The following is a 23,820-nucleotide window of genomic DNA, read 5'->3' as shown; positions in this document are numbered from 1 at the left end:
TATGTCCCGTAAAGAAAAGGCCTGCGCTCCGCCGGTGTCGCGATTGTGAGAAATTGTTGCGCAGGCGGCCGGGCATATCATCATTGATTGACCGCCACCTTCTTCCTCCACATCAGCCCGTGAAATTCTAATGCGACTAAGTCGCACTATTATTTCAATGGGGGTCTGAAATGCCATTTCCTGTAATCTTCTCTACGCGTGCCCATCTGCTGGCGGGCGCTGCCCTGATCGGTGCGCTCGCACTGCCCGTTGCCGCCCAGGCTCAGGCTCCCGCGCCCGATGCCGATGCGCAGTCCAGCGCGATCGTCGTCACCGCGGCCGGCTATGAACAGAATATCATCGAGGCACCGGCCAGCATCACCGTGCTGGGCCGCGAGGAATTGCAGGAAAAGCGGTTCGGCAGTCTGGCCGAAGCACTGCAGGATGTGCAGGGCGTCGATGTCGGCGGCGAAGCGGGCAAGACCGGCGGCCTCAACATCTCGATCCGCGGCATGCCCAGCGACTATACGCTGGTGCTGATCGACGGCCGGCGCCAGAATGCGCCCGGCGGCGTCACGCCCAACGGCTTTGGCGAAACCTCCACCAGCTTCCTGCCGCCCTTCTCCGCGATCGACCGGATCGAGGTGGTGCGCGGCCCGATGTCCACCCTCTACGGCTCGGACGCGATGGGCGGTGTCGTCAACATCATCACCCGCAAGGTCGGCGATCGCTGGGTCGGCACCGCCAGCGCCGAAAGCACGATCCAGGGCGATGACCGCTTCGGCAATATCCAGTCGGTCAACGGCTTTGCCCAGGGGCCGATCATCAAGGGGCTGGCCGGCCTGACCCTGCGCGGCAGCGTCTTCCATCGCGCCGGCTCCGACATCGAGATCCCCGGCGACCCGGCGCTGACCTTGGGCCGGAACCCGGTGGAATCCGACATCTATAATTATGGCGGCCGGCTGACGCTGACGCCCCATGCCGATCATGACCTGTGGTTCGAATATGATCGCAACGAACAAAGCTATGACAATAGCCGGGGCCAGCTCGGCACGCTGGGATCGGGCGGCTATGCCCCCGAACAGCGGTTCAACCGCAGCAATTATGTGATCGCGCACAACTGGCGCATGGGCTTCGGCCAGCTCGACACCACCCTGACCCGCAACGAGACCGAGACGATCGGCCGCCTGATCCCCAATGGCACGCCGGGCGCGGTGCCGGGCAGCCCGCGCACGCTGGAGGCGCGCAACGACATCATCGATTCCCGCTTTGCCGGCAAGGCGGGAGCGCTGGCCTTCACCGTCGGCGGCCAATATTGGAAGGCGCGGATGGTCGAGGGCGTGGCCCCCGAGCCGTTCAAGTTCACCCAGTGGGCGGGCTTTGCCGAAGCGACGCTGACCGTCGTCGACGGCTTCAACATCACCGGCGGCGCGCGCTACGACAATCACTCGACCTTCGGCGACAAATGGTCGCCGCGCGCCTATACGGTGTGGAACATCAATGATGTGCTGACCCTGAAGGGCGGCGTCAGCCGCGGTTTCAAGACGCCGCGCGTCGAACAGATTGCCGAGGGCATCATCGGCTTTGGCGGGCAGGGGCGCATCCCGCTGCTTGGTACGCCGGGGCTGAAGCCGGAAACCAGCACCAGCTATGAAGCGGGCCTCTATTATGACGGCGACGGCTTCTTCAGCGGCAATGTCACCCTGTTCAACAATGACTTCACCGACAAGATCGCCAGCGGTCCGGGTATCCCCAACTGCCAGTTTTCGGGCAATCCCAATCGCCCCGGCTGTCTGGATGTCGGCCCGTTCCCGACCGTCGACCTGTTCAGCCAGTCGATCAACATCGACAAGGCCCGCACCCGCGGCGTCGAGGTGGCAACCCGTTTCGCCCTGACGTCGACCCTGTCGCTGACTGCCAACTATACCTATACCGAGACCGAACAGCGGAGCGGCGCGGAAGAGGGGCTGCCGCTGATCGGCATGCCCAAGCATATGCTGAACGGCAATCTGCGCTGGAAGCTGGGCGACAAGGCCAGCGTCTGGACCCGCGCCGAAATCCGTTCCAGCCGTTATCGCGGCGCCAATGCGCAGCAGACGTCCGTGGGCGACTTCCGCAGCTATGAAGTCTTCCACCTGGGCGGTTCCTACCAGGTCGCACCGGCCTTCCGCCTGTCGGCGACGCTCTACAACATCCTCGACACCGACTATGCGGTCTATGTGCCCTATCAGACCGGCACGACGACCGCCTGGACCCCGGCCTATTCGATCAACCAGGAAGGGCGCCGCCTCTGGCTCTCGGCTACGGTCGACTTCTGACGGGAGAAGGGCGCCGCCCTGCGCGCCAGGCGCGGGGCGGTGTCATGGTTGCCTTGCAGGGCGGACGTTGCGAACGCCCACCCCGCTGGCGGAAAATCACCCAGCGCGGCTGTAATATGTGCGCCGCCTGGGGCACCACCTCAACCCCAGGGGCGTTCGCGATACCATTTGGTGATGACATGCTTGACGCCGCTGCGGACCTTCATGCCGTGGTGGATGCTGGCGGGGTTGAAGCGATCCGGGGTGATGCGGTTGTTCCAGGCGAGCAGCTTGCCGGTTTCGGGCTGGACCGTCTTGCCTATCTTCGTGAAGCGGGTGGCGCCGCCGGCGGCGGGCTCGTTGAGATAGACCATCAAGGTCCATGTGCGGTTGCCCGCGACCGCGCAGAATCTGTCATAGTCCGCGCCCTTGGGTTCGAAATAATCGGTATGCGCCTTGAATTCCTGGCCGACGCCATAGCGCTGGCCCTGGATCGGTTCGCCATATTGGGTGGCGATGCCGGCGAAGCTGTCGAGGCGGGCGTTGATGGCGGCGACGAACGGGTCGCCATGGTCGAGGTCACAGGTCTCGCTGGTGCGGAAATAGCCATCGCCATTGGCGTCCGCGATGGTCGAGGGGCGACGGTCCGCATCGATCCGCGCGATCACCTGCGCGCATTCGTCAAGACTCAGGAAATCACGCTGGATGAAGAGGGTGAGATCCTTGCTGGGCACGCGCTGGACGCGCGGATGGCTGGCGATCCAGGCCGGATCGGCGTCGGCTGCGGCGGGCGGTGACAGGATCGGGTCGGACAAGGTCATGGGCATTTCCGCGAATGACGGCGCTACAGGCCGGTTTCCGTGGCCCTAGCTATCGTTGACCCTGCGAAATGCAAGCATCGTCGCGGCCCCATTGCTACCTGTCATATTATGGTAACATAAACGTCATCTGGCAGTAAGAAGAGTTGCCTAGCAGGCGGGCGAACCAAGGGGGACATTCCGGCTCATGCGTGTGCCGTTCGGCGACAAGTTGCAAGGGTGGCGGCGCTATGCGCGGCCGGTCGACTGGCTGGGGCTGGTCGAGAAGCTGTTGCTGGCAGTGCTGGCATTGCAGCTCGCCCGGCTGGTGTGGGTGTTGCTGACGCCGGTCGGCGCCTTCGGCCCCTGGGAAGGGCGCCAGGCGCAGCTGCTTTCTGCTAGTGCGCGGCAGGCGCTGTTCGCCAGCTTCGATCCCTTTTTCCGCACCGGCGCGCCGCAGGCGGGCAATGGCGTCGTCACCTCGCTGGCGCTGACGCTCTATGGCGTGCGGCTGAACGAGGGGACGGGGCAGGGATCGGCGATCCTGGCGACGCCTGACGGCATCCAGAACAGCTATGCCGTGGGGGACGAGATCATGCCCGGCGTGGTGTTGAAGGCGGTGTTGTTCGACCATGTGACCATCGATCGCGGCGGGGCGGAGGAGCAGTTGTTCCTCGACCAGTCGCAGCCGGAGTCGGCGGCCGGCGGACCGGCTGGTGGGCCGGGCGGCGCGCCCGAGGGGGATATGGCGCCGGGCGAAGGTGCGCCCTCGCCGGTGCCGGGCCGCGATGCGCCGAGCGCCGATGCGGTGAAGCGCGACATCGGCTTTTCCCCGCGCACCCAGAATGGCCGGGTGACCGGGCTGGTGCTGAGCCCCAAGGGGCCGGGCTTTCAAAATGCCGGTTTCCAGGCCGGTGACATCGTGACCCAGATCAACGGCCAGCCGATCGGATCGGCCGGTGACCTGGCATCATTGCAGAACCAGATCGTGCCCGGCGCACGCCTGTCCCTGACCGTGGAGCGCGGCGCCGTCACCGTGCCGATCAACCTGATATTGCAAGGCCAATGACCAGACATATCCTCAAATATTCCGCCGCCCTCGCGCTGGTCCTGGCTGCCCCGGTCCCCGGCCATGCGCAGCAGACGCTGAACGTGCGCGATGCCGATATCCGCGCCTTCATCCAGGATGCCGCGCGCGTCACCGGCCGCACCTTCATCATCGACAACCGGGTGCAGGGCAAGGTGTCGGTGGTGACCGACCGGCCGCTGTCCAAGTCGGAATATTTCGAGATCGTGCTGTCGACGCTGCGCGCCAATGGCCTGGTCGCGGTGCCGGCGCCCGGTGGCGCCTATCGCATCCAGCCAGCGGACGGCGCGGCCGGCCAGCCGAGCGCGGTGGGCCGGGCGGCGACCCGCAACAGCTTCGTCACCGAAGTCTTCCGCCTGCGATCGGTCGATGCGGCAAGCGTGCTGGAAACGCTGCGCCCGCTGATCAGCAAGGAAGGCACGGTTACGGCCAATCGCGCCGGTAACAGCATCGTCGTCGCCGACTATGCCGACAATGTCGCGCGCATCCGCCAAGTGATTGCGCGGGTCGACCGCGACACCAGCTCGACCCAGATGGTGATGCTGAAAAATGCCGGCGCACGCGAGATCGCGACATCGCTGCAGGCGCTGGTGCAAAGTGGCGGCGGCGAGAATGGCGCGCCGGCGGCCGCCAGCGTGGTGCCGATCGACAGCAGCAATGCGATTGCGATCCGCGGCGATGTGAACACCGTCACCCGGCTGGCCAATATGGCGCGCGAGCTGGACCGTCAGGCGGCGAGCGGCACGGAAATCCGCGTCTATTGGCTGGAGCATGCCGATGCGGAGAAGCTGTTGCCGGTGTTGCAGCAGTTGATCGGCCAGTCGAGCAGTTCGCCCGTCACCTCGTCGGTGCCGGCGGCTGGCGCCAGCGGCGGCGCTGGTGGCGGCGCGGCTCCGGCCAGCGCCGCGGCAGCGCCGGTCGCAGCGGCCTCCAGCGGATCGAGCGGCAGTGGCATTTCGACCCGCGGCCCGGCGATCGTCACCCGCTATGAAGGCGCCAATGCGATCATCGTCGCGGCCAACAGCGACGTGCAGCGCATGCTGGGCGAGACCATCCGCCAGATCGATACCCGCCGCGAGCAGGTGCTGGTGGAGGCGATCATCGTCGAGATCAGCGACGCAGCGGCCAAGAAGCTGGGCGTGCAGTTCCTGCTCGGCAGCACGTCGACCGGCTTTGCCGCGACCAATTACAGCAATGCCTCGCCCAGCCTGATCACCATTGCCGGTGCCTATGGCGCGACCAAGCTGGGCACCACCAAGACGACGGTGGTGGCGGCCGACGGCACGACCACGACGACCGAGACGCAGACCAACAGCGACCTCGCCAGCAGCCTGACCCAGGCGGCGGTGGACAGCCTGGCCAGCGCGACCGGCATCGTCGGCGGCCTGGGCACCCAGATCGGCAAGAATGGCATTTTCGGCGCGATCATCAATGCGGTGAAGTCGGATACCGAGAGCAATCTGCTTTCCACGCCGTCGGTGATGACGCTGGACAATCAGAAGGCGTCGATCCTGGTCGGCCAGCAGGTGCCGGTGACCACCGGCGAGGCGCTGAGCCAGAATTTCGACAACCAGTTCCGCACCGTCCAGCGCCAAGATGTCGGCATCAAGCTGGAGGTGAAGCCGCAGATCAACACCGGCGGTGCGATCAAGCTGTTCCTGAAGCAGGAAGTGTCGAGCGTGGCCGGCCCGGTCAGCAATTCGAGCAGCGACCTGATCATCAACAAGCGCGAGATCGAGACCACGGTCACGGTCGATGACGGCGAAATCCTGGCGCTGGGTGGCCTGCTGGACGATAATGAGCGCAAGACGATCGAGCGCATCCCTCTGCTGTCCGACATTCCGGGCATTGGCGAGTTGTTCAAGTCGCGCAGCAAGAGCCGGACCAAGACCAACCTCATGGTCTTCATCCGGCCGACCATCCTGCGCACCAAGGAAGATGCGCAGCGCCTGACCCAGCAGCGCTATGGCTATGTGCGCGGCATGCAGTTGCAGCGCAGCCCCGACAGCGAGCCGACCATCGACGAGCTGGTGCGCGACTATATGGGTGCGCAGCCGCCGATCGCGCCACAGCCCGGCGATATGACGGTCGAGCCGCAGGCCGGTGCCGCCGCGCCGGCGACATCGCCGGCACCGGGACAGGTGCAGGTCATCGAACCCACGGTGCGGCAGTCGAGCGGCGTCGTCCGCCCGGTCGATCTGCCGCCAAGCGGAGAGCAGAAGTGAGCGAACAGGAGCATGTGACGGTAATGCCGTCGGTTCTTCCGCCACGACCGGTCGACATTCCTTATGGCTTTGCCCGCAAGCATGGCGTGGTGATGCTGCCGCAGGATGGCGAGCGACTGTCGATCGCGGTGCGCGAGGGCAGCGATCCGCGCGTGCTGCTGGAGGTGCGTCGCCATCTTGCCCGCAGCTTCGACGTGCGCTTCGTCGAGGCGCCGCAGTTCGACCGGCATCTGTCCGATCATTATGCGATGGAGGGCAGCGCCGCCGCCATGGCTGGGTCGATCGACGTCGGCGCGGATGAACTGGACATATTGGCCGCCGATATTCCGACCGCCGACGACCTGCTCGACAGCGCGGACGACGCGCCGGCGATCCGTCTGATCAACGGCATCATTGCCGAGGCCGCACGCCAGGGCGTGTCGGACATTCATATCGAACCCTATGAGACGGGGCTGATCGTGCGGATGCGCGTGGATGGCGTGCTGCGCGAGACGCTGCGCATGCCGCCGCATGTCGCGCCGGTGGTGGTCAGCCGCATCAAGGTGATGGCGCGGCTCGACATTGCCGAACGGCGCGTGCCGCAGGATGGCCGCATCGGCCTGACCCTGGGCGGCAAGCTGCTCGACGTGCGTGTTTCGACCCTGCCGAGCCGGGCGGGCGAACGGGTGGTGCTGCGTATCCTGGACAAGGAAAATGCCGGTATCACGCTCGACCTGCTGGGCATGACCGGCGCGCCCGACCGCATCTTCCGTGAGGGGCTGAGCGAGCCCAATGGCATCATCCTGGTCACCGGCCCGACCGGTTCGGGCAAGACCACCACGCTCTATGCCGGCCTGCGCAACCTGAACGATGGCAGCCGCAATATCCTGACCGTCGAAGACCCGGTCGAATATGCGATGGAAGGCGTCGGCCAGACCCAGGTCAATGCCAAGGTCGGCCTGACCTTCGCCGCCGGGCTGCGCGCAATCCTGCGCCAGGACCCCGATGTCGTGATGGTCGGCGAAATCCGCGACCGCGAAACGGCCGAGATTGCGGTGCAGGCATCTCTGACCGGCCATCTCGTGCTGTCGACCGTCCATACCAATGACGCGGTCGGCGCGATCACCCGTATGCGCGACATGCGGGTCGAACCCTTCCTGCTCGCCTCCACGCTGCGCGCCGTCGTCGCCCAGCGGCTGGTGCGGCGCCTGTGTCAGCATTGCCGCGAGCCGGTGCAGGCCGACAAGTCGGCAAGCGCGCTGCTGGGCTTTGACCCCGGCACCATCATCTACCGGGCGCGCGGCTGCGACGAATGCAACGGCACCGGCTACAAGGGCCGGATCGGGGTGTTCGAGGCGATCCGCGTCGACGACACGATCCGCCGCCTGATCAACGATGGCGGCGACGAATCGCTGATCGCCCGCCATGCCTTCCTGAATGCGCCGAACCTGGGGTCGGCCGCGCGCGCGCTGGTGCGCGACGGCCAGACCACGGCCGAGGAAGCGATCCGCGTGTCGCGCCGCGATGCGACCGAGGTGGAAACCATTGCCGATGGCTGATTTCGACTATGTCGCGATCGACCCGGCGGGCAAGGAACGCAAGGGCAGCGTCAAGGCGGACAGCCTGGACGAGGCGCGGGTAAAGCTGGATGCGCGCAAGCTGTTCGTCGTCCGGCTGGAACCGGGCGCGGTGTCGGTCGCGCGCAAGCGGGCCGGCCTGTCGCTGCGCGCGCCCAAGCTGTCGGCCAAGGAACTGACGCTGTTTACCCGTCAGCTTTCCACCCTGATCCAGGTGAGCCCGCTGGAGGAATCGCTGCGCACGATCAGCCGGCAGAGCGAGCAGGATCATGTCCGGGCGATCGTCGGCAAGGTCCATTCGGGCGTGCTGGAGGGGCGGCGGCTGGCCGATGCGCTGGGCGCGGAGCCCAAAAGCTTTCCCGCCCTCTATCGCGCGATGATCTCGGCCGGCGAAAGCTCGGGCAGCCTGCCCACCATCATGGAGCGTCTGTCCGAACTGATGGAGCGGCAGGCGGTGATGCGCTCCAAGGTGCTGACCGCGATCGCCTATCCTTCGGTGCTGGCGACCTTCGCCGTGTTCGTGGTCGCGGCGCTGATGATCTTCGTCGTGCCCAAGGTGGTCGAACAGTTTGACACGGTGGGCCAGCAATTGCCGCTGCTTACGCGGATGGTGATGGGCATTTCCGCCTTCCTGGCAGGCTATTGGTGGTTGTTGCTGATCCTGATCGGGCTTGGCGCCTTCGGCTTCTGGCGCGCGCTCAAGATCGACAGCTTCCGCTATCGCTTCGACGCGATGCTGCTGGGCCTGCCGGTGCTGGGCCGGCTGATCCGCGATCTGCACGCCGCGCGGATGGCGCGCACGCTCTCGACCATGGTGGCGAGCCGGCTGCCGTTGATGGAGGGGCTGTCGCTGACCGCAAACACGGTGCATAATCGGGTGCTGCGCAAGGCGTCGGACGAGATTGTCGAGGCGATCCGGGGCGGTGGCAGCCTGTCGGCGGCGTTGAAGCGGGCAGGGGTGTTTCCCCCGCTGCTGGTCTATCTGGCAGCGAGCGGCGAGAGTGCTGGGCGGCTCGACACGATGCTGGAGCGCGCGGCCGATTATCTGGAGCGCGAGTTCGACGCCTTCACCTCGGCCGCGCTCGCCATGCTGGAGCCGATCATCATCATATTGATGGGCGGCATCGTCGCCGTCATCATCCTGTCCATCCTGCTGCCGATCCTGCAGCTGCAAAGCCTGACCGGGGCTTGAAGGAGTAGAATATGCGAAAGATCCTCTCCCACTCTCATGCGCATTGCGAAAAGCAAGTGGGGCGTTCCGCCGAAAACGGCTTCACGTCTTCGAGGCGTTCCGCCGAACACGGCTTCACGCTGGTTGAACTGATGGTCGTGATCGTCATCATCGGCCTGCTGGCGACGATCGTGGCGATCAACGTCATTCCCGCGACCGACACCGCGCGCGTCGAAAAGGCCAAGGCCGACATTTCGACCATCGAGCAGGCGCTGGAGCAATATCGCCTCGACAACCTGACCTATCCCGCCGCGTCGGACGGGCTGCAGGCGCTGCTCAACCCGCCCGCCTCGCTGGCGCAGCCGCAGCGCTACCGCCGTGGCGGCTATATCAAGAAGCTGCCGCAGGACCCGTGGGGCCGTGCCTATATCTACACCGTGCCGGGCAAGAAGGGCGCGTTCGACATCAGCTCGCTGGGCGCCGATGGCCAGCCGGGCGGCGAGAATGAGAATGCGGACATTTATTCCAGCGAAATGTGATGCCGCACGCCTTCCGCTCGCCTTGAGGGCCGGGCGGTGGATGACGGCGGCTGACCGGTGGATTTCTCCTGCCGTCATTCTGACGAAAGTCAGGATCCATTCGGCGCTGCGTCGCGAGCGGAGCGCCGAATGGATCCCGGATCAAGTCCGGGATGACGGCGGTGAGCGGGGCGGCCGTACCGCCCAACAGGACTTCATGCCTGTGAAACGTTCCGCCCAACAGGACTTCACGCCTTTGTCGCGTTCCGCCGAACACGGCTTTACCCTCATAGAGCTGATGGTCGTGCTGACGATCATCGGCTTCATTTCGGCTGCCGTGGTGATCGCCATTCCCGATCCGCGCGGCCGGATCGTCGATGATGCCGATCGCTTTGCCGCGCGCGTTGCCGCCGCGCGCGACGAAGCGGTCGTCACCGCGCGCCCTATGGGCGTGTGGGTCTCCGCCTCGGGCTATGGCTTCCAGCGCCGCGAGGGCGGCCAATGGGTGCCGATGGAGGAAAAGCCCTTCGTCAGCGCCAATTGGAAGATCGGCACGCGGGCGCTGGTGGGCCAGGACGGCCGCCAGCAGATCGCCTTCGACGGCACCGGCCTGCCCACCGATCCGCTGACTATCACCCTGGCGCGCGAGGCGGAGCGGGTGCAGGTCAGCGTCGACATGGCCGGAAAGGTCGCAGTCGGTGGTTGATCGGCGGTCCTTTTCTTCCGTCATCCTGACGAAAGTCAGGATCCATTCGGCGCTGCGCTTTGAAGCGTTCCACCCAACAGGGCTCCACGCCCGGCGATGGAGTGCTGAATGGATCCCGGATCAAGTCCGGGATGACGGCAGTAAGAGGGGGAGGCGTTCCGCCGAAAACGGCTTCACGTCTTCGTCCCGTTCCGCCCAACAGGGCTTCACGTTGCTCGAAATGCTGGTCGCGCTGGCGGTGTTCAGCCTGGCGGCGCTGGCGCTGGTGCGGTTGCAGGGGGTGACGCTGCGCACCGCTGCCGATCTCGACAGCAAGGCGCTGGGCCAGATCGTCGCTCGCAACCTGATGGTTGAGGTGCAGAGCGATGTGGCCCCGCCCTCGGTCGGCGAGGAGGATGGCGAGGTCGAGAATGGCGGTCGCCGCTGGCACTGGACCCGCACCGTCAAGGCGACCGAGGACAAGCGCCTGTTGCAGGTCGATCTGGTGGTCGATGGCCAGCCGGGCGCCTCACCGGTGGTGCTCAGCTTCCTGCGAGAGGTGGAGTGATGAGGCCGGAGAAGCCGGAAGGCGGACGAGGGGAACAAGGTTTTACGTCTTTGAGGCGTTCCGCCGAACACGGCTTCACGCTGATCGAGCTGCTCGTCGCGCTGATGATCTTTGCGATGCTGGCGGCGGCAGGCGTGCTGTTGCTGGGCAACAGCGTGTCGGCGCAGGCGCAGGTCAAGGCGAGGCTGGACGACATGGCGGCGATCCAGCGGGCGGCGGGCGCGCTGTCGGCCGATCTTGGCCAGGCGGTGCCGCGCATCAGTCGCACCGAGGCGGGGACGCTGGCGCCGGCCTTCTGGGCGCATCGTGATGGCGAGGAACAGCCGGTGATGCAGTTCGTGCGCGGCGGATGGGACAATCTGGGCGACCTGCCCCGGCCATCGTTGCAGAAGGTCGAATATTGGGTGCGGCAAGGCCGGCTGGAACGGCGCGGCTATGCCCAAATCGACGGGGCGGCGGGCGACGAGCCGGCGGCGCTGCTCGACCATGTCGAGGAGGTGACGCTGCGCTTCCGCGACGTAGAGGGCAAGTGGCGCGAGGACTGGACGCCGGGCCAGCCCGACCTGATGCCGCGCGCGGTGGAGATGGTGGTCAAGCGCACGGGCGAGCCGCCGGTCACGCTGCGCTTCCTGGTGGCGCCCGGTCCCAAGGAAGCCCCGCTCGACGATCAGGAGGCGGCCAATGCGGCGGCCTGATCCCAACCGGCCCGAAGAGCGCGGCGCCGCGCTGCTGACCGTGTTGCTGCTGGTCGCGGTGATGGCGGTGGTGGCGGCCACGGCGCTGGAGCGGGTGGCGCTGGCGACACGGATGACCGGCAATGGCGGCGCGGTCGATCAGGGGCGGGCCTTTGCCGATGCCGGCATGGTGATCGCGCGCCTCAAGATCGGCGATCTGGTCGCGGCCAGCCCCGGCAAGACGACCTTGGCGGGCAACTGGATGGGCACGCCGCAGGCGATCCCGGTGCCCGGCGGCATGGCGACGGCGCGGGTGACCGACGGCAGCAACTGCTTCAACCTCAACAGCGTGGTCGCCGGCAATAATGAGAACAGCCTGAAGGTGCGCCCGGTGGCGGTTTCGCAGTTTCAGGCGCTGTTGCAGGCGCTGGGCGTCGATGTGCGCCAGGCGCAGGTCGCCGCCGCCTCGCTCGCCGACTGGATCGATACCGACAGCGTGCCCCAACCGGCTGGGGCGGAGGACGAGACCTATGCCCGCGCGGCGCGGCCCTATCGCACCGCCAACCGCTTCATGGTCGACGCCAGCGAGCTGCGGGCGGTGAACGGCATCACGCCGGCGGTCTATGATCTGGTCCGGCCGTGGGTCTGCGCGCTGCCGGTATCGGACATGTCGCCGATCAATATCAACACCTTGCTGCCCGATCAGGCACCCCTGTTCGCGATGTTGCTGCCGGGGCAGTTGAGCGTGGCGCAGGCACGGCAATTGCTGGCGCAACGGCCGGCGGAAGGCTACGGCAGCACAACCCAATTCTGGCAGGCACCCTCTCTGGTCGGGCTCAGCCCGCTCACCGAGGTGGCCGAGCAGGTCAAGTTGACGACGGGATTTTTCAGAGTGGACGTGTCGGTGAATGTAGGGGGAACGCAAGTGGTGGAGCGCGGGCTGATCGATGCCCGGCAACCGCCGATCCGGCTGGTGCGGCGCGATTGGGGGGCGGGCGCATGAGTTCGGCCGATGCCCTGATCATCGCCCTGCCCGAAGGGGCGGAGGACGCGCCGACATGGATGCGGGTGGTGGATGGCGCGATCGTCCAGACCGGCGCCGGTGCCAACTGGCTCGCCGCCTGTGGCCTTGCTGCGCTGTCAGACAAGGCGCGGGTGATGCTGGTGCCGCCGGCCGCGCTGGTGGCGCTGCACTGGGTGTCGCATCCTGACCTGCCGGCGCGACAGGGGCGGGCGGCGGCGCGGCTGGGCGCGCTGGCCGGCGCCATCCTGCCGTCCGGCCAGCTGTTCGCCGCCGCCGACGAGAATGACGATCCCGCCCGCCCGCATATCGTGGCGGTCGCGGCGCGCAGCGACATGCAGCATTGGCTGCTCTGGGCGCAGCATCATGGGCTGGACCCGGACATCATCGTGCCGGCGGCGCTGTTGCTGCCGGAAAATGAAGTTGGTTTCGTATCCGGAATGATTGGCGGGGCGCAGGTGCTGCGCGGCGCGGACATGACGCTGACCGCTGACATGGCGCTGCCCGAACTGATCGGCGATGCGCCGGTGAGGGAGGTTGGGGCGGACGAGACCGAAGCGCGGCTGGTGGCGGCGCTCGACGCGCCGCCGATCGACCTGCGCCAGGGCGATTTCGCCAAGCGGGTGCGGCGGCAGATCGATACGCGGGCGCTGGGCCGGGTCGCGATCTGGTGCGGCCTGATCCTGCTGGCCAGCCTGCTCATCAGCCTGGTAACGCTGGTGCGGCAGAATGTTGCCGCCAGCCAGGTCGATGGCGAGAGCCTGGCGCTGGCGCGGCAGGTGCTGCCCGAGGCGAACGACGTGATGCAGGTCGAGGCGGAGATGGACCGGCAACTCGCCGCGCGCGGGGCCGGAGCCTATGCCTTCACCGCGCCGGTCGCGGGCCTGATGAGCGCGATGCAGGATGCGCCGGGCGTGTCGCTGACGGCGCTGTCGCGCGATCCCGACGGGATGCTGCGCGCGACGCTGGCCGCCGCCAAGGCGGATGACATCAACATCGTGCTGCTGGCGCTGCAGGCGGCCGGTTACACGATCACCGCGACCCCGTCCCAGGATCCGGGCGGGCGCACGCTGGCAGATATTACGGTGCGGTCATGATGGACAGGATGAAAGCCTATTGGATCGAGCGGTCGCCGCGCGAGCAATGGATGCTGGGCGTGATGTTCGCGCTGCTGGCGGTGGTGATATTGTGGTTGGGCGTGGCCCGGCCGCTGACCCATGCGCAGGTTTCCGCCCGCGATGCTTTGCGCGAGGCGACCGATCGCAACGCGGCGATCCGCGCCAAGGTGAAGCTGCTCAAGCATCTGCCGCGCAGGCCCGCGCCGACCGGCCCGGCCGTCCCGATCGAACAATTTGTCGGCCAGAGCGCGGGCGAGGCCGGGCTGACGCTGGAACGGGCGCAGCCGCAGGGCAATGACCGGATGGAGATCGCCATCGCCTCGGTCCGTCCAGTGGCGATGATGAGCTGGATAGCGGGACTGGAGGCGCAGGGGCTTCGCGTCGAGACGATGAGCGCGCGGCCCTCGCCGACGGCGGGCAGCGTGTCGGTGCAGGCGGTGCTGGTGCGGGGAGGCGGCCAATGAAGGGGCTGATCCTGTCGCGCCGGATGCGCATCATCCTGATCGCGCTGTTCGTGTTTGGCCTGATCCTCTTCATTCCGATGCGGGTGGCGCTGGGGCTGGCGCAGCTCGACCGGCTGGGCCTGGCCGCGCGCGAGATACGCGGCAGCGTGTGGAGCGGGCGGATCGACCAGCTGATGCTGGGTGAAATGCCGATGGGGTCGGTGCGCGCCGGCTTGTCGCCTGTCTCGCTGCTGGTCGGCCGGGCGCGGTTCGACATCGCCCGGCATCGCGGCCAGCCCGACGACATCGTCGGCGCGCTGACCGTCGGGCTCGACCGGATCGGCATCGATGACGTGACCGGTTCGGTGCCGCTGGGCCGCACCTTCGCGCCGCTGCCGGTCAGCGGGCTGATGATGGAGGATGTCAGCGGCTATTATCGCGGCGACGTCTGCGGCCATGCCGAAGGTCGGGTGCGGGCGCGGATGGCGACGCAGATTGCCGGGCTGAACCTGTCGCAGGGGCTGTCGGGCACGGTTGCCTGCGATGGTGACGCGCTGCTGCTGCCGCTGGTCAGCCAGTCGGGGATGGAGAAGATCAACCTGCGCATCTGGCGGTCGGGCCGCTATACTGCGGAAATGCGGGTGGAAACCGCCGACCCGGCGCTGGCCGGGACACTGGGCCAGGCGGGCTTCGCCACGGTCGGCAACGCCTATGTGCTGAAGGTCGAAGGGACGTTGTGATCGATCCCTGGGCGGCCCTGGTCGGCGCGGTCGCGGGGGCGATCGCGGGCAGCTTTCTTGCCACCCTGATCCTGCGCTGGCCGCAGGGGCGTGGCGTGATGCGCGGCCGGTCGGCCTGCGACGGTTGTGGCCGGCTACTGGGGCCGATCGACCTGGTCCCGATGCTGAGCGCGCTGGTGCAGCGCGGCCGATGCCGGACCTGCGGCGCGGCGATCGATCCGCTCCATGGCCGGGTGGAGGCGGGCTGCGCCATTACCGGCGCGCTGGCGCTGGGTTTCGTGCCGGATCTGGGCGGGATCGGCTGGGCGCTGCTCGGCTGGCTGCTGCTGACCCTGGCGGTGCTGGACTGGCGCCATTTCTGGCTGCCCGATGCGCTGACCCTGCCCCTGGCCTTCTTCGGCTTCACGCTGGGGCTGTGGACCACCGATGTTGCGTTGATCGATCGGGTGATCGGCGCGGCGGCGGGCTATCTGGGGCTGCTGGCGATCGCGCTTGGCTATCGCGCGCTGCGCGGGCGTGAAGGGCTGGGGCTGGGCGACGCCAAGCTGCTCGGCGCGATCGGCGCCTGGCTGGGCTGGCAGGCGCTGCCCTTCATCCTGCTGATCGCGGCGTCGCTGGGGCTGGTAGGGGCGCTGATCGCGCTGGCGCTGGGCCGGGCGGTGCAGGGGCAGAGCCGGGTGCCATTGGGGACGTTGCTGGCGATCGCGACGCTGCCGGGCTGGATCGTGCGAGGGCTGATCTAGCGGGGCCGTGAGGGCAAATTTGGGCGGGCAGGAAGCGACCATTTGTTGCCGTTCAGAGTGGCGTTCTCTGGTCGCCATTGCAGACATACTTGGTCGGTGGCAGGATCATGCACATAGTGTGAGGCTTGCGCGATCGTATGTTCAATAGAGAGTCGTTAGCATATTTGGGCGCTGCCCTTCTCTGCCTTGCCGGTCTTGTGCAGGCATGGGTCTTTAAGGACGGGCAAAATTGGCCGATCTGGGTTTGGCTTCCGCTGTTGGTAATTGGACTAGGCTCGGTTTGGGTGCTCCGCGATCCGCCTGACCCAAAAGCCAAAGCAATTGATTTCAATCCACGGCGCGGTGTATTCTATTTCTGTGCCGGGTTTGTTGTCTTTCCAATCACAGCCGTCATAAACGCGATTTTTGGTGCTGATCTGTCTATAGCTTCGATGGCTGCGTTCACGGTAATTGGATCATGTATCGCTGGGATAGCGGGCACATTCGCAGAAAATATAGGCATTTAAGCTACGCAGTTCGGCAAATGTCGGCTTTCTCAACGGTTCAAGCTAGAAGCCGACGGTCCGCTATCCACCCATTTTAGCCATTTTGACGGACACCCGATTTTCTCCCGCGGTCTACTCCCCCAACTGCCTGGCCACCAACGGCGCGACCTTGGCGGTGATGCGCTGGACGCCTTGCGGGTTGGGGTGGATGCCGTCGGGCAGCAGCAGGCTGCGCTCCCCGATCACGCCGTCGAGGAAGAAGGGGTAGAGCGGCACGCCGTGCTTCTTTGCCAGATTGGGATAGATGGGGTTGAAGGCGGCGGCATAGTCCGGTCCCATATTGGGGGATGCCATCATGCCGGTCAGCATCGCGGGAATGCCGCGCTTGGCGAACTCGGTCAGGATGGCGTCGATATTGGTCCGGGTCGCCTGCGGGCTGAGGCCGCGCAGCATGTCGTTGCCGCCCAGGCCCACCAGCACCAGGTCGGGCTTGCGCGGCAGGCCGTCGAGACCGAAGGCGAGGCGGGCGAGGCCGTCGGCGCTGGTGTCGCCCGACACGCCGGCATTGACGACATGGGCCTTGATCCCCTGTTTTGACAGGGTTTGTTCAAGAATGGGTGCAAAGCCCTGATCCTGCTGAAGATTATAGCCGGCATAGAGGCTGTCGCCGAACACTACGACCAACTTGCCATCGGCGATTGGCTGTGTCGCCTTCGCTGTCAGGTTTGCGGCGCCATTGTCAGCGGCGGGAAGCGCCTGCTCCTTCGTTGGGGAACAGGCGGCGAGCAGTTGGACAAGCAGCAGCGAGAACCCATATAGCCGGAAACCGTTCGCCAAGGAGCCTTCCTTCTTCATGCATGCGACCATCGATGCCCCCCATATCGCGATCCAGGCGCGCAATGTCACCCTCTCGCTCGGCAACACGCAGATATTGAAGGGCATCGACCTGGATATTCGTCGCGGCGAGAGCCTGGCGATATTGGGCGCGTCGGGATCGGGCAAGTCATCGCTGATGGCGATCCTGTCGGGGCTGGAACAGGCGAGCGGCGGCACGGTCAGCGTCGCGGGCGTCAATTATCGCTCGCTGGACGAGGATGGGCTGGCGCGGGCGCGGCGCGGGCGGATCGGCATCATCCTGCAATCCTTCCATCTGTTGCCGACGATGACGGCGCTGGAGAATGTCGCCGTGCCGCTGGAACTGACGGGACTTACCGATCCGTTCGAGCGGGCGGCGCAGGAATTGAAGGCGGTGGGCCTGGGCCATCGCCTGTCCCATTATCCCGCCCAGCTATCGGGCGGCGAGCAGCAACGCGTGGCGATCGCGCGGGCCATGGCGCCCGATCCGGCGATATTGTTCGCCGACGAGCCGACCGGCAATCTGGACCAGGCGACCGGCACGGCGATCATCGACCTGCTGTTCGCTAGGCAACAGGCCAGCGGCGCGACCCTGCTGATCATCACCCATGATCCGGCGCTGGCGGCGCGGTGCGACCGGACCGTCGAGATGCGCGACGGCCAGTTGAGCGGCGAGGTTGCCGCGTGACGACATTGGGGTGGGGGGCAAGCTGGCGGATCGCGCGGCGCGACCTGCATGCCGGGTTCCGCGGCTTGCGGCTGCTGTTCGTCTGCCTGTTCCTGGGCGTGATGACGCTGGCGGCGATCGGCAGCCTGACCAGCGCGATCACCGGCGAGATTTCGGCGCGGGGGCAGATGATCCTGGGCGGCGATGTCGAGATCGCCATGACGCAGCGGGTGATGGACGCGCGCGACCAGCAGGCGATCGCGCGGCTGGGCCGGACGAGCGAGACGGTGCGGCTGCGCGCCATGGTCCACAAGGGCGGCGCGCGCGCGGCGCCGCCGCTGCTGACCGAGTTGAAAGGCGTGGACGATGCCTATCCGCTCTATGGCACGCTGGCGTTGCAGCATGGACGCTATGCGTCGCTGGCGGCCGACCGCATCCTGATCAGCCCGGCCCTGGCGGAGCGGATGGCGATCGGCGTCGGTGACGCGCTGCGCTATGGCACTGCCGATTTCACCGTCGCCGCCATCATCGCCGACGAGCCGGACCGGGTGGGCGAGGGCTTTACCCTGGGGCCGGTGGCGATCGTGTCGATGGACGGGCTGGACCGCACCGGGCTGATCCAGCCGGGCAGCCTCTACCGCGCCAAATATCGGCTGCGCCTGCCCGCCGGGGCGGATGCGCAGGCGCTGCGCGAGCGGCTGGAGAAGCGCTATGTCGAGCAGGGCTGGGAATTTAAGGACCGTGAACGGGCGGCGCCGGGCACCAACCGCTTCATCGAGAATATGGGCCAGTTCCTGTCGCTGATCGGCCTGGCTGCGCTGGTGATCGCCGGGATCGGCGTCAGCAATGGCGTCGCGTCCTATCTGGCGATCAAGCGCGGTGCGCTGGCGACCTTCAAGGTGCTGGGGGCGACTTCGGCCGATATCCAGCGCATCTATCTGCTGCAGATCGGGGTGGTTGCGGGGCTGGCCATATTGGCCGGGCTGGTGGCGGGCGCGCTGTCGCCACCCCTGCTGGTCTGGGCGGCGGGCGACATGCTGCCGGTGGCACCGGGCTTCCATCTCTATCCGCTGCCGCTGGTGACGAGCGCGGCCTATGGCCTGCTGATCGCGCTGATCTTCACCCTGCCGCCGCTGGCCCGTGCGCGGACCGAGCCGGTGGCGGCGATCCTGCGCACCCTGGTCGACGGGCGGCGGCGGATCGACCGGCGGACGCTGGCGCTGGTTGGCGGTGCGATCGCGCTGCTGGTCGCGGTCGTGCTGCTGACGGCCCGCACACCGATGTTCGCCGCGGCCATGCTGGGCGCCATTACGGCGACCCTGTTGCTGCTGCTGGCGATGGGGCAGGGGATAAGGTGGCTGGCGCGGCGTATGCCCCATGCGCGGCGGCCGCTGCTGCGGCTGGCGCTCGCCAACCTGCATCGGCCCGGCGCGCAGACGGCGGCGTTGACCGTGGCACTGGGGCTGGCGCTTACCCTGTTCGTCACGCTGGCGGCGATCCAGACCAGCATCCAGGCGGAGATCGGCCGGACCGTGCCGAAACAGGCGCCCAACCTGTTCATACTCGACATGCCGGCCGGGGCGGAGGCGCAGTTTCGCGCTTTGATGGCCAAACGCGTGCCGACGGCGAAGCTGAATGTCGTGCCGATCCTGCGTGGCACGGTGACCGGCTATTCGGGCAAGCGCGTCGCCGACCTGAAGGAAAAGCCCGAAGGGGCGTGGATCCTGCGCGGCGAGCGCGGCGTCACCTATAGCGCGACCCTGCCGGAAGGCAGCGAGATCGTGGAGGGACGCTGGTGGCCGCGCGATTATGTCGGGCCGCCGCTGGTGTCGCTGGACGCCGACCAGGCCAAGGCGCTGGACATCTGGGTCGGCGATCGCATCACCGTGTCGATCCTGGGCCGCGAGATCGAGGCGCGGGTCGCGTCGCTGCGCAAGATCAACTGGGACACGATGGGCTTCAACTATGTGATGGTCTTTTCGCCGAGCACGCTGGCGTCGGCGCCGCACAGCCTGACCGCGACGATCAGCCTGCCCGACAAGCGCCAGGAGCAGGCGGTGACGAGCGCGCTGCTGGCGACCTTCCCCGGCGCGTCGGTGATCGAGGTGGGGCAGGTGATCAGCCAGGTGTCCGGCCTGCTGGACCAGATGTCCGGCGCGATCCTGGCGGCGGCATCGGTGACGGTGCTGGCGGGTGTCGCCGTGCTGATCGGGGCGATCGCGGCCGGGCGGCAGAGCCGCAGCTATGACAGCGTGGTGCTGAAGCTGCTGGGCGCCACGCGCGGCCAGATATTGGGGGCGCAGGCGCTGGAATATGGCGTGCTGGCCGGATTGCTGGCGCTGGTCGCGCTGCTGCTGGGCGGGGTGGCCGCCTGGTATGTGGTGGTGCAGCTGTTCAACTTTGGCTGGGCGCCCGACTGGGGCGTGGTGCTGGCGACGCTGGCGGGCGGGGCGGTGCTGACGCTGGGGATCGGCCTTGCCGGATCGATCCCGCTGATGTCGGTGCGGCCCGCAAGGGCGCTGCGGCAGCTATAGAGGGGATGCCCCGGCGCTATTGCGGGGGCATCTTCATGTAGAGCGGGAGGCTGAGGCTGAGGAAGAAGGCCTCGCCCTTCAGCCGGTTGGTGGCGTCGAGTTCCTTGAAGGCGCGCAGGCGGAAGGTCGCGGGCGAGCGGCCCATGGTGACATTGAGCGCGGCGGTGCCGCCAACGCCGACCACCTCGCCCCGGAAGGCGCCGAGCAGGGCGCCGCTGCTCTTGTCATCGCTGATCTGCTTGAGCCAATAGCCCTGGGCGCCGATGGAGAATTTCTTCGACAGCGCCTTTTCCACCGATCCTTCGAGGTGGAACTCGTTGCCGCTGTCGTATTCCGTGTAATCATTCTTGCCGTTGAAGGTGACGCCGGCCTTGCCGGTCAGATCCCAGCCACTCTCATCATCATGCAGGCTGAGCGCGAGCGAGGTGTCGACCGCCCAGCGATGCAGCGCCAGATTGGCCAGCTGGTCCTCGCGATAATGGCCGACCGGGATGTTGACCATGCTACTGGCCTGGATGTGGAGCTTGCCCGCCTTCCAGCCGAGCATGGTGTTGAACACCGGATCGCCGACCACCAGCGCGGAATCATGGACGTTGAGGCTGCGCAGATTGCCGAACGGGCCGGTGACGACGGCATTGGCATCGATCATCGGCGCGCCGACCGGCACGGTCACGCCCATCGACAATGTGCCGCCCAGGAAGTTGGTGGAGGGCACGACCAGCGTCGTCAGGAAGTCGGCGACGATCGTTGCATCGAGACCGGCGACGACATTGCCGCCGACGACGAATTCCTTGCTGGCGCTGGCGCTGCCATTGTAGATGTAGATGGTGTCGTCGAAATAGACACCCTCCAGCGGCGGCATCACGGCGGTCGCGGGGCCGCCGGTGCCGGGAACATAGAGGCTGGCTGCGCCCTCGACGGCCTTCGCCGGGGTGCTGATCGCCCCGGCCAGCGGCAGGAGGACGCCCAGCAGGCAGGTCTTCACGTTGCGCATCATCTGTCCCCATTTTCCCTGAAGGCCATGAAGCCCGGTGCCATCATCCATCGGCGCGGCGGGTGGGGCCATCGGGATAATCCCCGACCCGGTTGGGGGACGCTCGCATCGCAGAAAACCCTGTGATCGATGCTAAGATCAGGAAAATGCACGATAACCATGCTTTCCTCTCGCCAAATATGGCGGGGCATGGCAGATTTTCCGCTGCCAGGCCCCGCGTAGACCATGACGGAAAGGCGGATATTGGCGGCTTTGCGCGCTGTCGGGGCAATATCGGCTAATGCGGGGGAAAACCCCCATTGTTTCAGGCGGGCGGGCCGCAAAGATAGGCAGGCTCATCATGGGCGCCATCGGGAGTGGACAGGGGTAAGGGATGAGCAAGCCATTGACGCGGATATTGATTGCCGACGATCATCAGGCCTTGCGCCAGGGGGTTCGGACTTTCCTCGAAACCCAGGATCGCTGGCAGATCGTCGCCGAGGCATCGGACGGGCATGACGCGCTGAAGGCGGCGCGCGATACCCAGCCGGACATCGCGATCCTGGATTATTCGCTGCCGCTGATGAACGGGCTGGAACTGACCCGCGCGCTCAAGCAGGAATTCCCGCGGATCGAGATATTGATCTACACCATGCATGATCGAGAGGATCTGCTGGTCGAGGTGTTGCGCGCGGGCGCGCGTGGCTATGTGCTCAAGTCCGACAGCGGCCAGCATCTGCAGTCGGCGGTCGAGGCGCTGTCGCTGCGCAAGCCCTATTTCTCGGCGGCGATCTCCGAAACATTGCTCGACCATTATGTAAAAAGCAGCGTGGCCGGCAGCAATGTCGCCACGCTGACCCCGCGCGAGCGCGAGATCGTCCAGTTGATCGCGGAAGGGAAGATCAACAAGCAGATCGCCCATCTGCTCGATATCAGCGTGAAGACGGTCGAAACCCATCGCGCGGCGGCGATGCACAAACTGAAGCTGGGGACGACGGCGGAACTGGTGCGCTACGCGGTGCGCAATAATATCGTCGAACCCTGATCGGCGGGCGATCGGCGGGCGGGCCTGATCCTGCTCCGCCGATCAGGCGAGATCAGTCGGTCTGGCGGCGGCGCGGTATGGTCGCGGTGACGAGCGTGCCGGCGCCGGTGCGGCGGACTTCCAACTGGCCGGCGAGGGCCACGACGCGCTCTCGCATGCCCGACAGGCCGACGCCGACGATGTCGCGGCCCTGGCCGTTGAGGATATGTTCCGGCACGCCCCGGCCATCATCTTCTATCTCCAGCGCGAAGCCAGTCTGGGTCCGCCGCAACCGGACGACCGCATGATTGGCATTGGCATGTTTGTAGACATTGGCCAGTGCTTCCTGCGCGACGCGATAGAAGGCGATTTCCATGTCCGGATCGCGCTTGATCGGTCCCGAAAGGCAGCGAAATTCGACCTGTAGCCCGGACCGGCGGGCGAAGCCGCGGGTGAAATGGGCGAGGGCCGCCTCGATGCCATCTTCCGCCAGTTCGGGCGGATGGAGCAGATAGCTGAGCGTGCGTACCTGATCCTGGATCGCCTTGAGCGCGCTTTCCATCGCCTGATAGGCGTCGTTTGCCTGCGGGCTCATGTCGCTGTTGCGCAGCGCCATGAGGTTGAACTGCATCAGGGCCAGTTGCTGGGCCGTTTCGTCATGCAGCTCGCGGGCGATCCGCTTGCGCTCCTCTTCCTCCGCCTGCAGCATCGAGAGGTGGTAGCGACGGGGATTTGCGGTTTCGCTTTCCGGATCTTCATCGTCGAGATGGCTGAGGATGAACAGATCCTCGGTGCCCGGCAGGCGTTCGCCATGGACGACCATGCGGATGTCCTGCCCGGCGAGCGGGAAGCTGAGTGTCTGGCTGAAGGGCGTGCTGTGCTGGCAGAGGGCGGCGACATGCTCGCTCACGCTGCGGGCATCTGGCGGTGGTGCGGCGAAACGTGCCTTGACGGCGTAATAGCTCTGGCCTGCCACGAGATGCAGGTCGAGACCGACGGCACGGAGATAGGGTTGGCAGGCGCCATTGATGGCCACGATGCAGGCATCGCGATCCACCACCACGATCTTGACCGGAATGCTGTTGATCAGCCGCTGCAGGTCTGCGCGGGACGCCAAATGGGGCTGACTGGGCGGAACCAGGTAGATCGGGGCGGGAACTGCGGCACTGCCACGTTCGTCACCGAAAAACTTCGGATAATAGGGTGCCCCCGCTTGATGTAGTTCGAGCATGACGTCTCCCTCACCAGCTAAAATGCCCGTATCATTCGACCGGGGCGAAAGTCCCGGCGCGTAAAGATCATCTGCGCGGCAAATGCCGCGTGAAAATGGACTAACTAACGAGCGACCCTGTTATCGGTAAGTATACCGATGGTGATTCTATGTAGCAATGGTCAAGCCTGTGTAAAAAGCAGAGTTTTTCCTGGCCTTTCGATGCTTTCCGCATTGATGAATGTTTGGCGGGTTGCTGCTACGAAACCTATGTGAAATGGGCGTTTAACAGCGTTAATGGACCAAAGTATGACATTGTATACTTTGAAGAAATGTGGGTTTTATGTATAATTTTAGGTATAAGGAAATATACCTAGGTTTCGTGGACAAAGGGTATCCATTGCAGGGCTGAGACGAGATTGACGAAGCCGAGGTAGGACTCTTTGGTTT

Annotated in this window: 22 protein-coding genes; 18 read left to right on the top strand and 4 right to left on the bottom strand. The window is 66.1% G+C overall.

Translation table 11 applies throughout. The features are described from left to right. The first annotated feature begins 170 nt into the window (after positions 1 to 170). The gene (locus AC0KVN_RS22375) at positions 171 to 2,297 is read left to right on the top strand and encodes a TonB-dependent receptor domain-containing protein (RefSeq protein ID WP_435568123.1); all 2,127 of its coding nucleotides are present in this window, start codon (positions 171 to 173) and stop codon (positions 2,295 to 2,297) included. Between the two features lie 140 nt (positions 2,298 to 2,437). Here AC0KVN_RS22375 and AC0KVN_RS22370 read toward each other — a convergent pair whose 3' ends face one another. Then, positions 2,438 to 3,097: a prolyl hydroxylase family protein gene (locus AC0KVN_RS22370; RefSeq protein WP_435568122.1), complete on the bottom strand. Its 660-nt coding sequence runs from the start codon at positions 3,095 to 3,097 to the stop codon at positions 2,438 to 2,440. 184 nt (positions 3,098 to 3,281) lie between these two features. On the opposite strand from AC0KVN_RS22370, the gene AC0KVN_RS22365 reads away from it, so the two are divergent. From AC0KVN_RS22365 to AC0KVN_RS22300, 14 genes are all read left to right on the top strand, one after another. Further along, positions 3,282 to 4,142 (top strand): type II secretion system protein N, encoded by an 861-nt coding sequence (locus AC0KVN_RS22365; RefSeq protein WP_435568121.1) that lies wholly within the window; start codon positions 3,282 to 3,284, stop codon positions 4,140 to 4,142. Then, a complete protein-coding gene (gspD, locus tag AC0KVN_RS22360; RefSeq protein WP_048937269.1) occupies positions 4,139 to 6,385 on the top strand; it encodes a type II secretion system secretin GspD in 2,247 nt (748 codons plus the stop codon). The genes AC0KVN_RS22365 and gspD overlap by 4 nt, the downstream gene beginning before the upstream one ends. Before the next feature lie 23 nt (positions 6,386 to 6,408). After that, a complete protein-coding gene (gene gspE, locus AC0KVN_RS22355) occupies positions 6,409 to 7,923 on the top strand; it encodes a type II secretion system ATPase GspE (RefSeq protein ID WP_010336568.1) in 1,515 nt (504 codons plus the stop codon). Continuing rightward, the gene (gspF, locus tag AC0KVN_RS22350) at positions 7,916 to 9,133 is read left to right on the top strand and encodes a type II secretion system inner membrane protein GspF (RefSeq protein WP_004207447.1); all 1,218 of its coding nucleotides are present in this window, start codon (positions 7,916 to 7,918) and stop codon (positions 9,131 to 9,133) included. The genes gspE and gspF overlap by 8 nt, the downstream gene beginning before the upstream one ends. Before the next feature lie 11 nt (positions 9,134 to 9,144). Beyond that, a complete protein-coding gene (gene gspG / locus AC0KVN_RS22345) occupies positions 9,145 to 9,651 on the top strand; it encodes a type II secretion system major pseudopilin GspG (RefSeq protein WP_435568120.1) in 507 nt (168 codons plus the stop codon). A 235-nt stretch (positions 9,652 to 9,886) separates the two neighbouring features. Then, positions 9,887 to 10,336: a GspH/FimT family pseudopilin gene (locus AC0KVN_RS22340; protein WP_435568174.1), complete on the top strand. Its 450-nt coding sequence runs from the start codon at positions 9,887 to 9,889 to the stop codon at positions 10,334 to 10,336. Between the two features lie 112 nt (positions 10,337 to 10,448). Beyond that, positions 10,449 to 10,883 carry a type II secretion system minor pseudopilin GspI gene (gene gspI / locus AC0KVN_RS22335; RefSeq protein WP_435568173.1) on the top strand — a complete coding sequence of 145 codons (435 nt, stop codon included), beginning with the start codon at positions 10,449 to 10,451 and terminating at the stop codon, positions 10,881 to 10,883. Next, a complete protein-coding gene (gene gspJ / locus AC0KVN_RS22330; RefSeq protein ID WP_435568119.1) occupies positions 10,883 to 11,578 on the top strand; it encodes a type II secretion system minor pseudopilin GspJ in 696 nt (231 codons plus the stop codon). Before gspI ends, gspJ begins: the two co-directional genes overlap by 1 nt. Then, positions 11,565 to 12,560, top strand: a complete 996-nt coding sequence (gspK, locus tag AC0KVN_RS22325; RefSeq protein ID WP_125999318.1) for a type II secretion system minor pseudopilin GspK — start codon at positions 11,565 to 11,567, stop codon at positions 12,558 to 12,560. The genes gspJ and gspK overlap by 14 nt, the downstream gene beginning before the upstream one ends. Next, positions 12,557 to 13,675, top strand: a complete 1,119-nt coding sequence (gspL, locus tag AC0KVN_RS22320; RefSeq protein WP_483656391.1) for a type II secretion system protein GspL — start codon at positions 12,557 to 12,559, stop codon at positions 13,673 to 13,675. Before gspK ends, gspL begins: the two co-directional genes overlap by 4 nt. Beyond that, the gene (gspM, locus tag AC0KVN_RS22315; protein ID WP_029547544.1) at positions 13,672 to 14,160 is read left to right on the top strand and encodes a type II secretion system protein GspM; all 489 of its coding nucleotides are present in this window, start codon (positions 13,672 to 13,674) and stop codon (positions 14,158 to 14,160) included. The genes gspL and gspM overlap by 4 nt, the downstream gene beginning before the upstream one ends. After that, positions 14,157 to 14,879 (top strand): type II secretion system protein N, encoded by a 723-nt coding sequence (gene gspN / locus AC0KVN_RS22310; protein WP_435568117.1) that lies wholly within the window; start codon positions 14,157 to 14,159, stop codon positions 14,877 to 14,879. Before gspM ends, gspN begins: the two co-directional genes overlap by 4 nt. Next, positions 14,876 to 15,622, top strand: coding sequence for a prepilin peptidase (locus AC0KVN_RS22305; protein WP_435568116.1), 747 nt, complete (start codon positions 14,876 to 14,878; stop codon positions 15,620 to 15,622). The genes gspN and AC0KVN_RS22305 overlap by 4 nt, the downstream gene beginning before the upstream one ends. A 164-nt stretch (positions 15,623 to 15,786) precedes the next feature. Further along, positions 15,787 to 16,128 (top strand): hypothetical protein, encoded by a 342-nt coding sequence (locus AC0KVN_RS22300; RefSeq protein WP_483656390.1) that lies wholly within the window; start codon positions 15,787 to 15,789, stop codon positions 16,126 to 16,128. 111 nt (positions 16,129 to 16,239) lie between these two features. On the opposite strand, the gene AC0KVN_RS22295 is transcribed toward AC0KVN_RS22300, so the two are convergent. Beyond that, positions 16,240 to 16,962 carry an arylesterase gene (locus AC0KVN_RS22295; protein WP_435568115.1) on the bottom strand — a complete coding sequence of 241 codons (723 nt, stop codon included), beginning with the start codon at positions 16,960 to 16,962 and terminating at the stop codon, positions 16,240 to 16,242. Between AC0KVN_RS22295 and AC0KVN_RS22290 the strand changes: the two genes are divergently transcribed. Then, the gene (locus AC0KVN_RS22290) at positions 16,961 to 17,650 is read left to right on the top strand and encodes an ABC transporter ATP-binding protein (RefSeq protein WP_483656389.1); all 690 of its coding nucleotides are present in this window, start codon (positions 16,961 to 16,963) and stop codon (positions 17,648 to 17,650) included. The genes AC0KVN_RS22295 and AC0KVN_RS22290 overlap by 2 nt on opposite strands. Next, positions 17,647 to 20,163, top strand: a complete 2,517-nt coding sequence (locus tag AC0KVN_RS22285) for an ABC transporter permease (RefSeq protein ID WP_435568114.1) — start codon at positions 17,647 to 17,649, stop codon at positions 20,161 to 20,163. The genes AC0KVN_RS22290 and AC0KVN_RS22285 overlap by 4 nt, the downstream gene beginning before the upstream one ends. A 16-nt stretch (positions 20,164 to 20,179) precedes the next feature. Here the strand turns inward: AC0KVN_RS22285 and AC0KVN_RS22280 are convergent, their stop codons facing one another. Beyond that, complete coding sequence (locus tag AC0KVN_RS22280; protein WP_435568113.1) at positions 20,180 to 21,229, bottom strand: SphA family protein; 1,050 nt, start codon at positions 21,227 to 21,229, stop codon at positions 20,180 to 20,182. Positions 21,230 to 21,530: 301 nt separating this feature from the next. On the opposite strand from AC0KVN_RS22280, the gene AC0KVN_RS22275 reads away from it, so the two are divergent. Then, positions 21,531 to 22,181, top strand: coding sequence for a response regulator (locus AC0KVN_RS22275; RefSeq protein ID WP_004207433.1), 651 nt, complete (start codon positions 21,531 to 21,533; stop codon positions 22,179 to 22,181). 52 nt (positions 22,182 to 22,233) lie between these two features. Here AC0KVN_RS22275 and AC0KVN_RS22270 read toward each other — a convergent pair whose 3' ends face one another. Continuing rightward, complete coding sequence (locus tag AC0KVN_RS22270; RefSeq protein ID WP_435568111.1) at positions 22,234 to 23,391, bottom strand: sensor histidine kinase; 1,158 nt, start codon at positions 23,389 to 23,391, stop codon at positions 22,234 to 22,236. Positions 23,392 to 23,820 lie beyond the last annotated feature (429 nt).

The sequence above is a fragment of the Sphingobium sp. SG1 genome, assembly GCF_057063145.1.
This window is presented reverse-complemented; position numbering and strand designations above follow the sequence as displayed.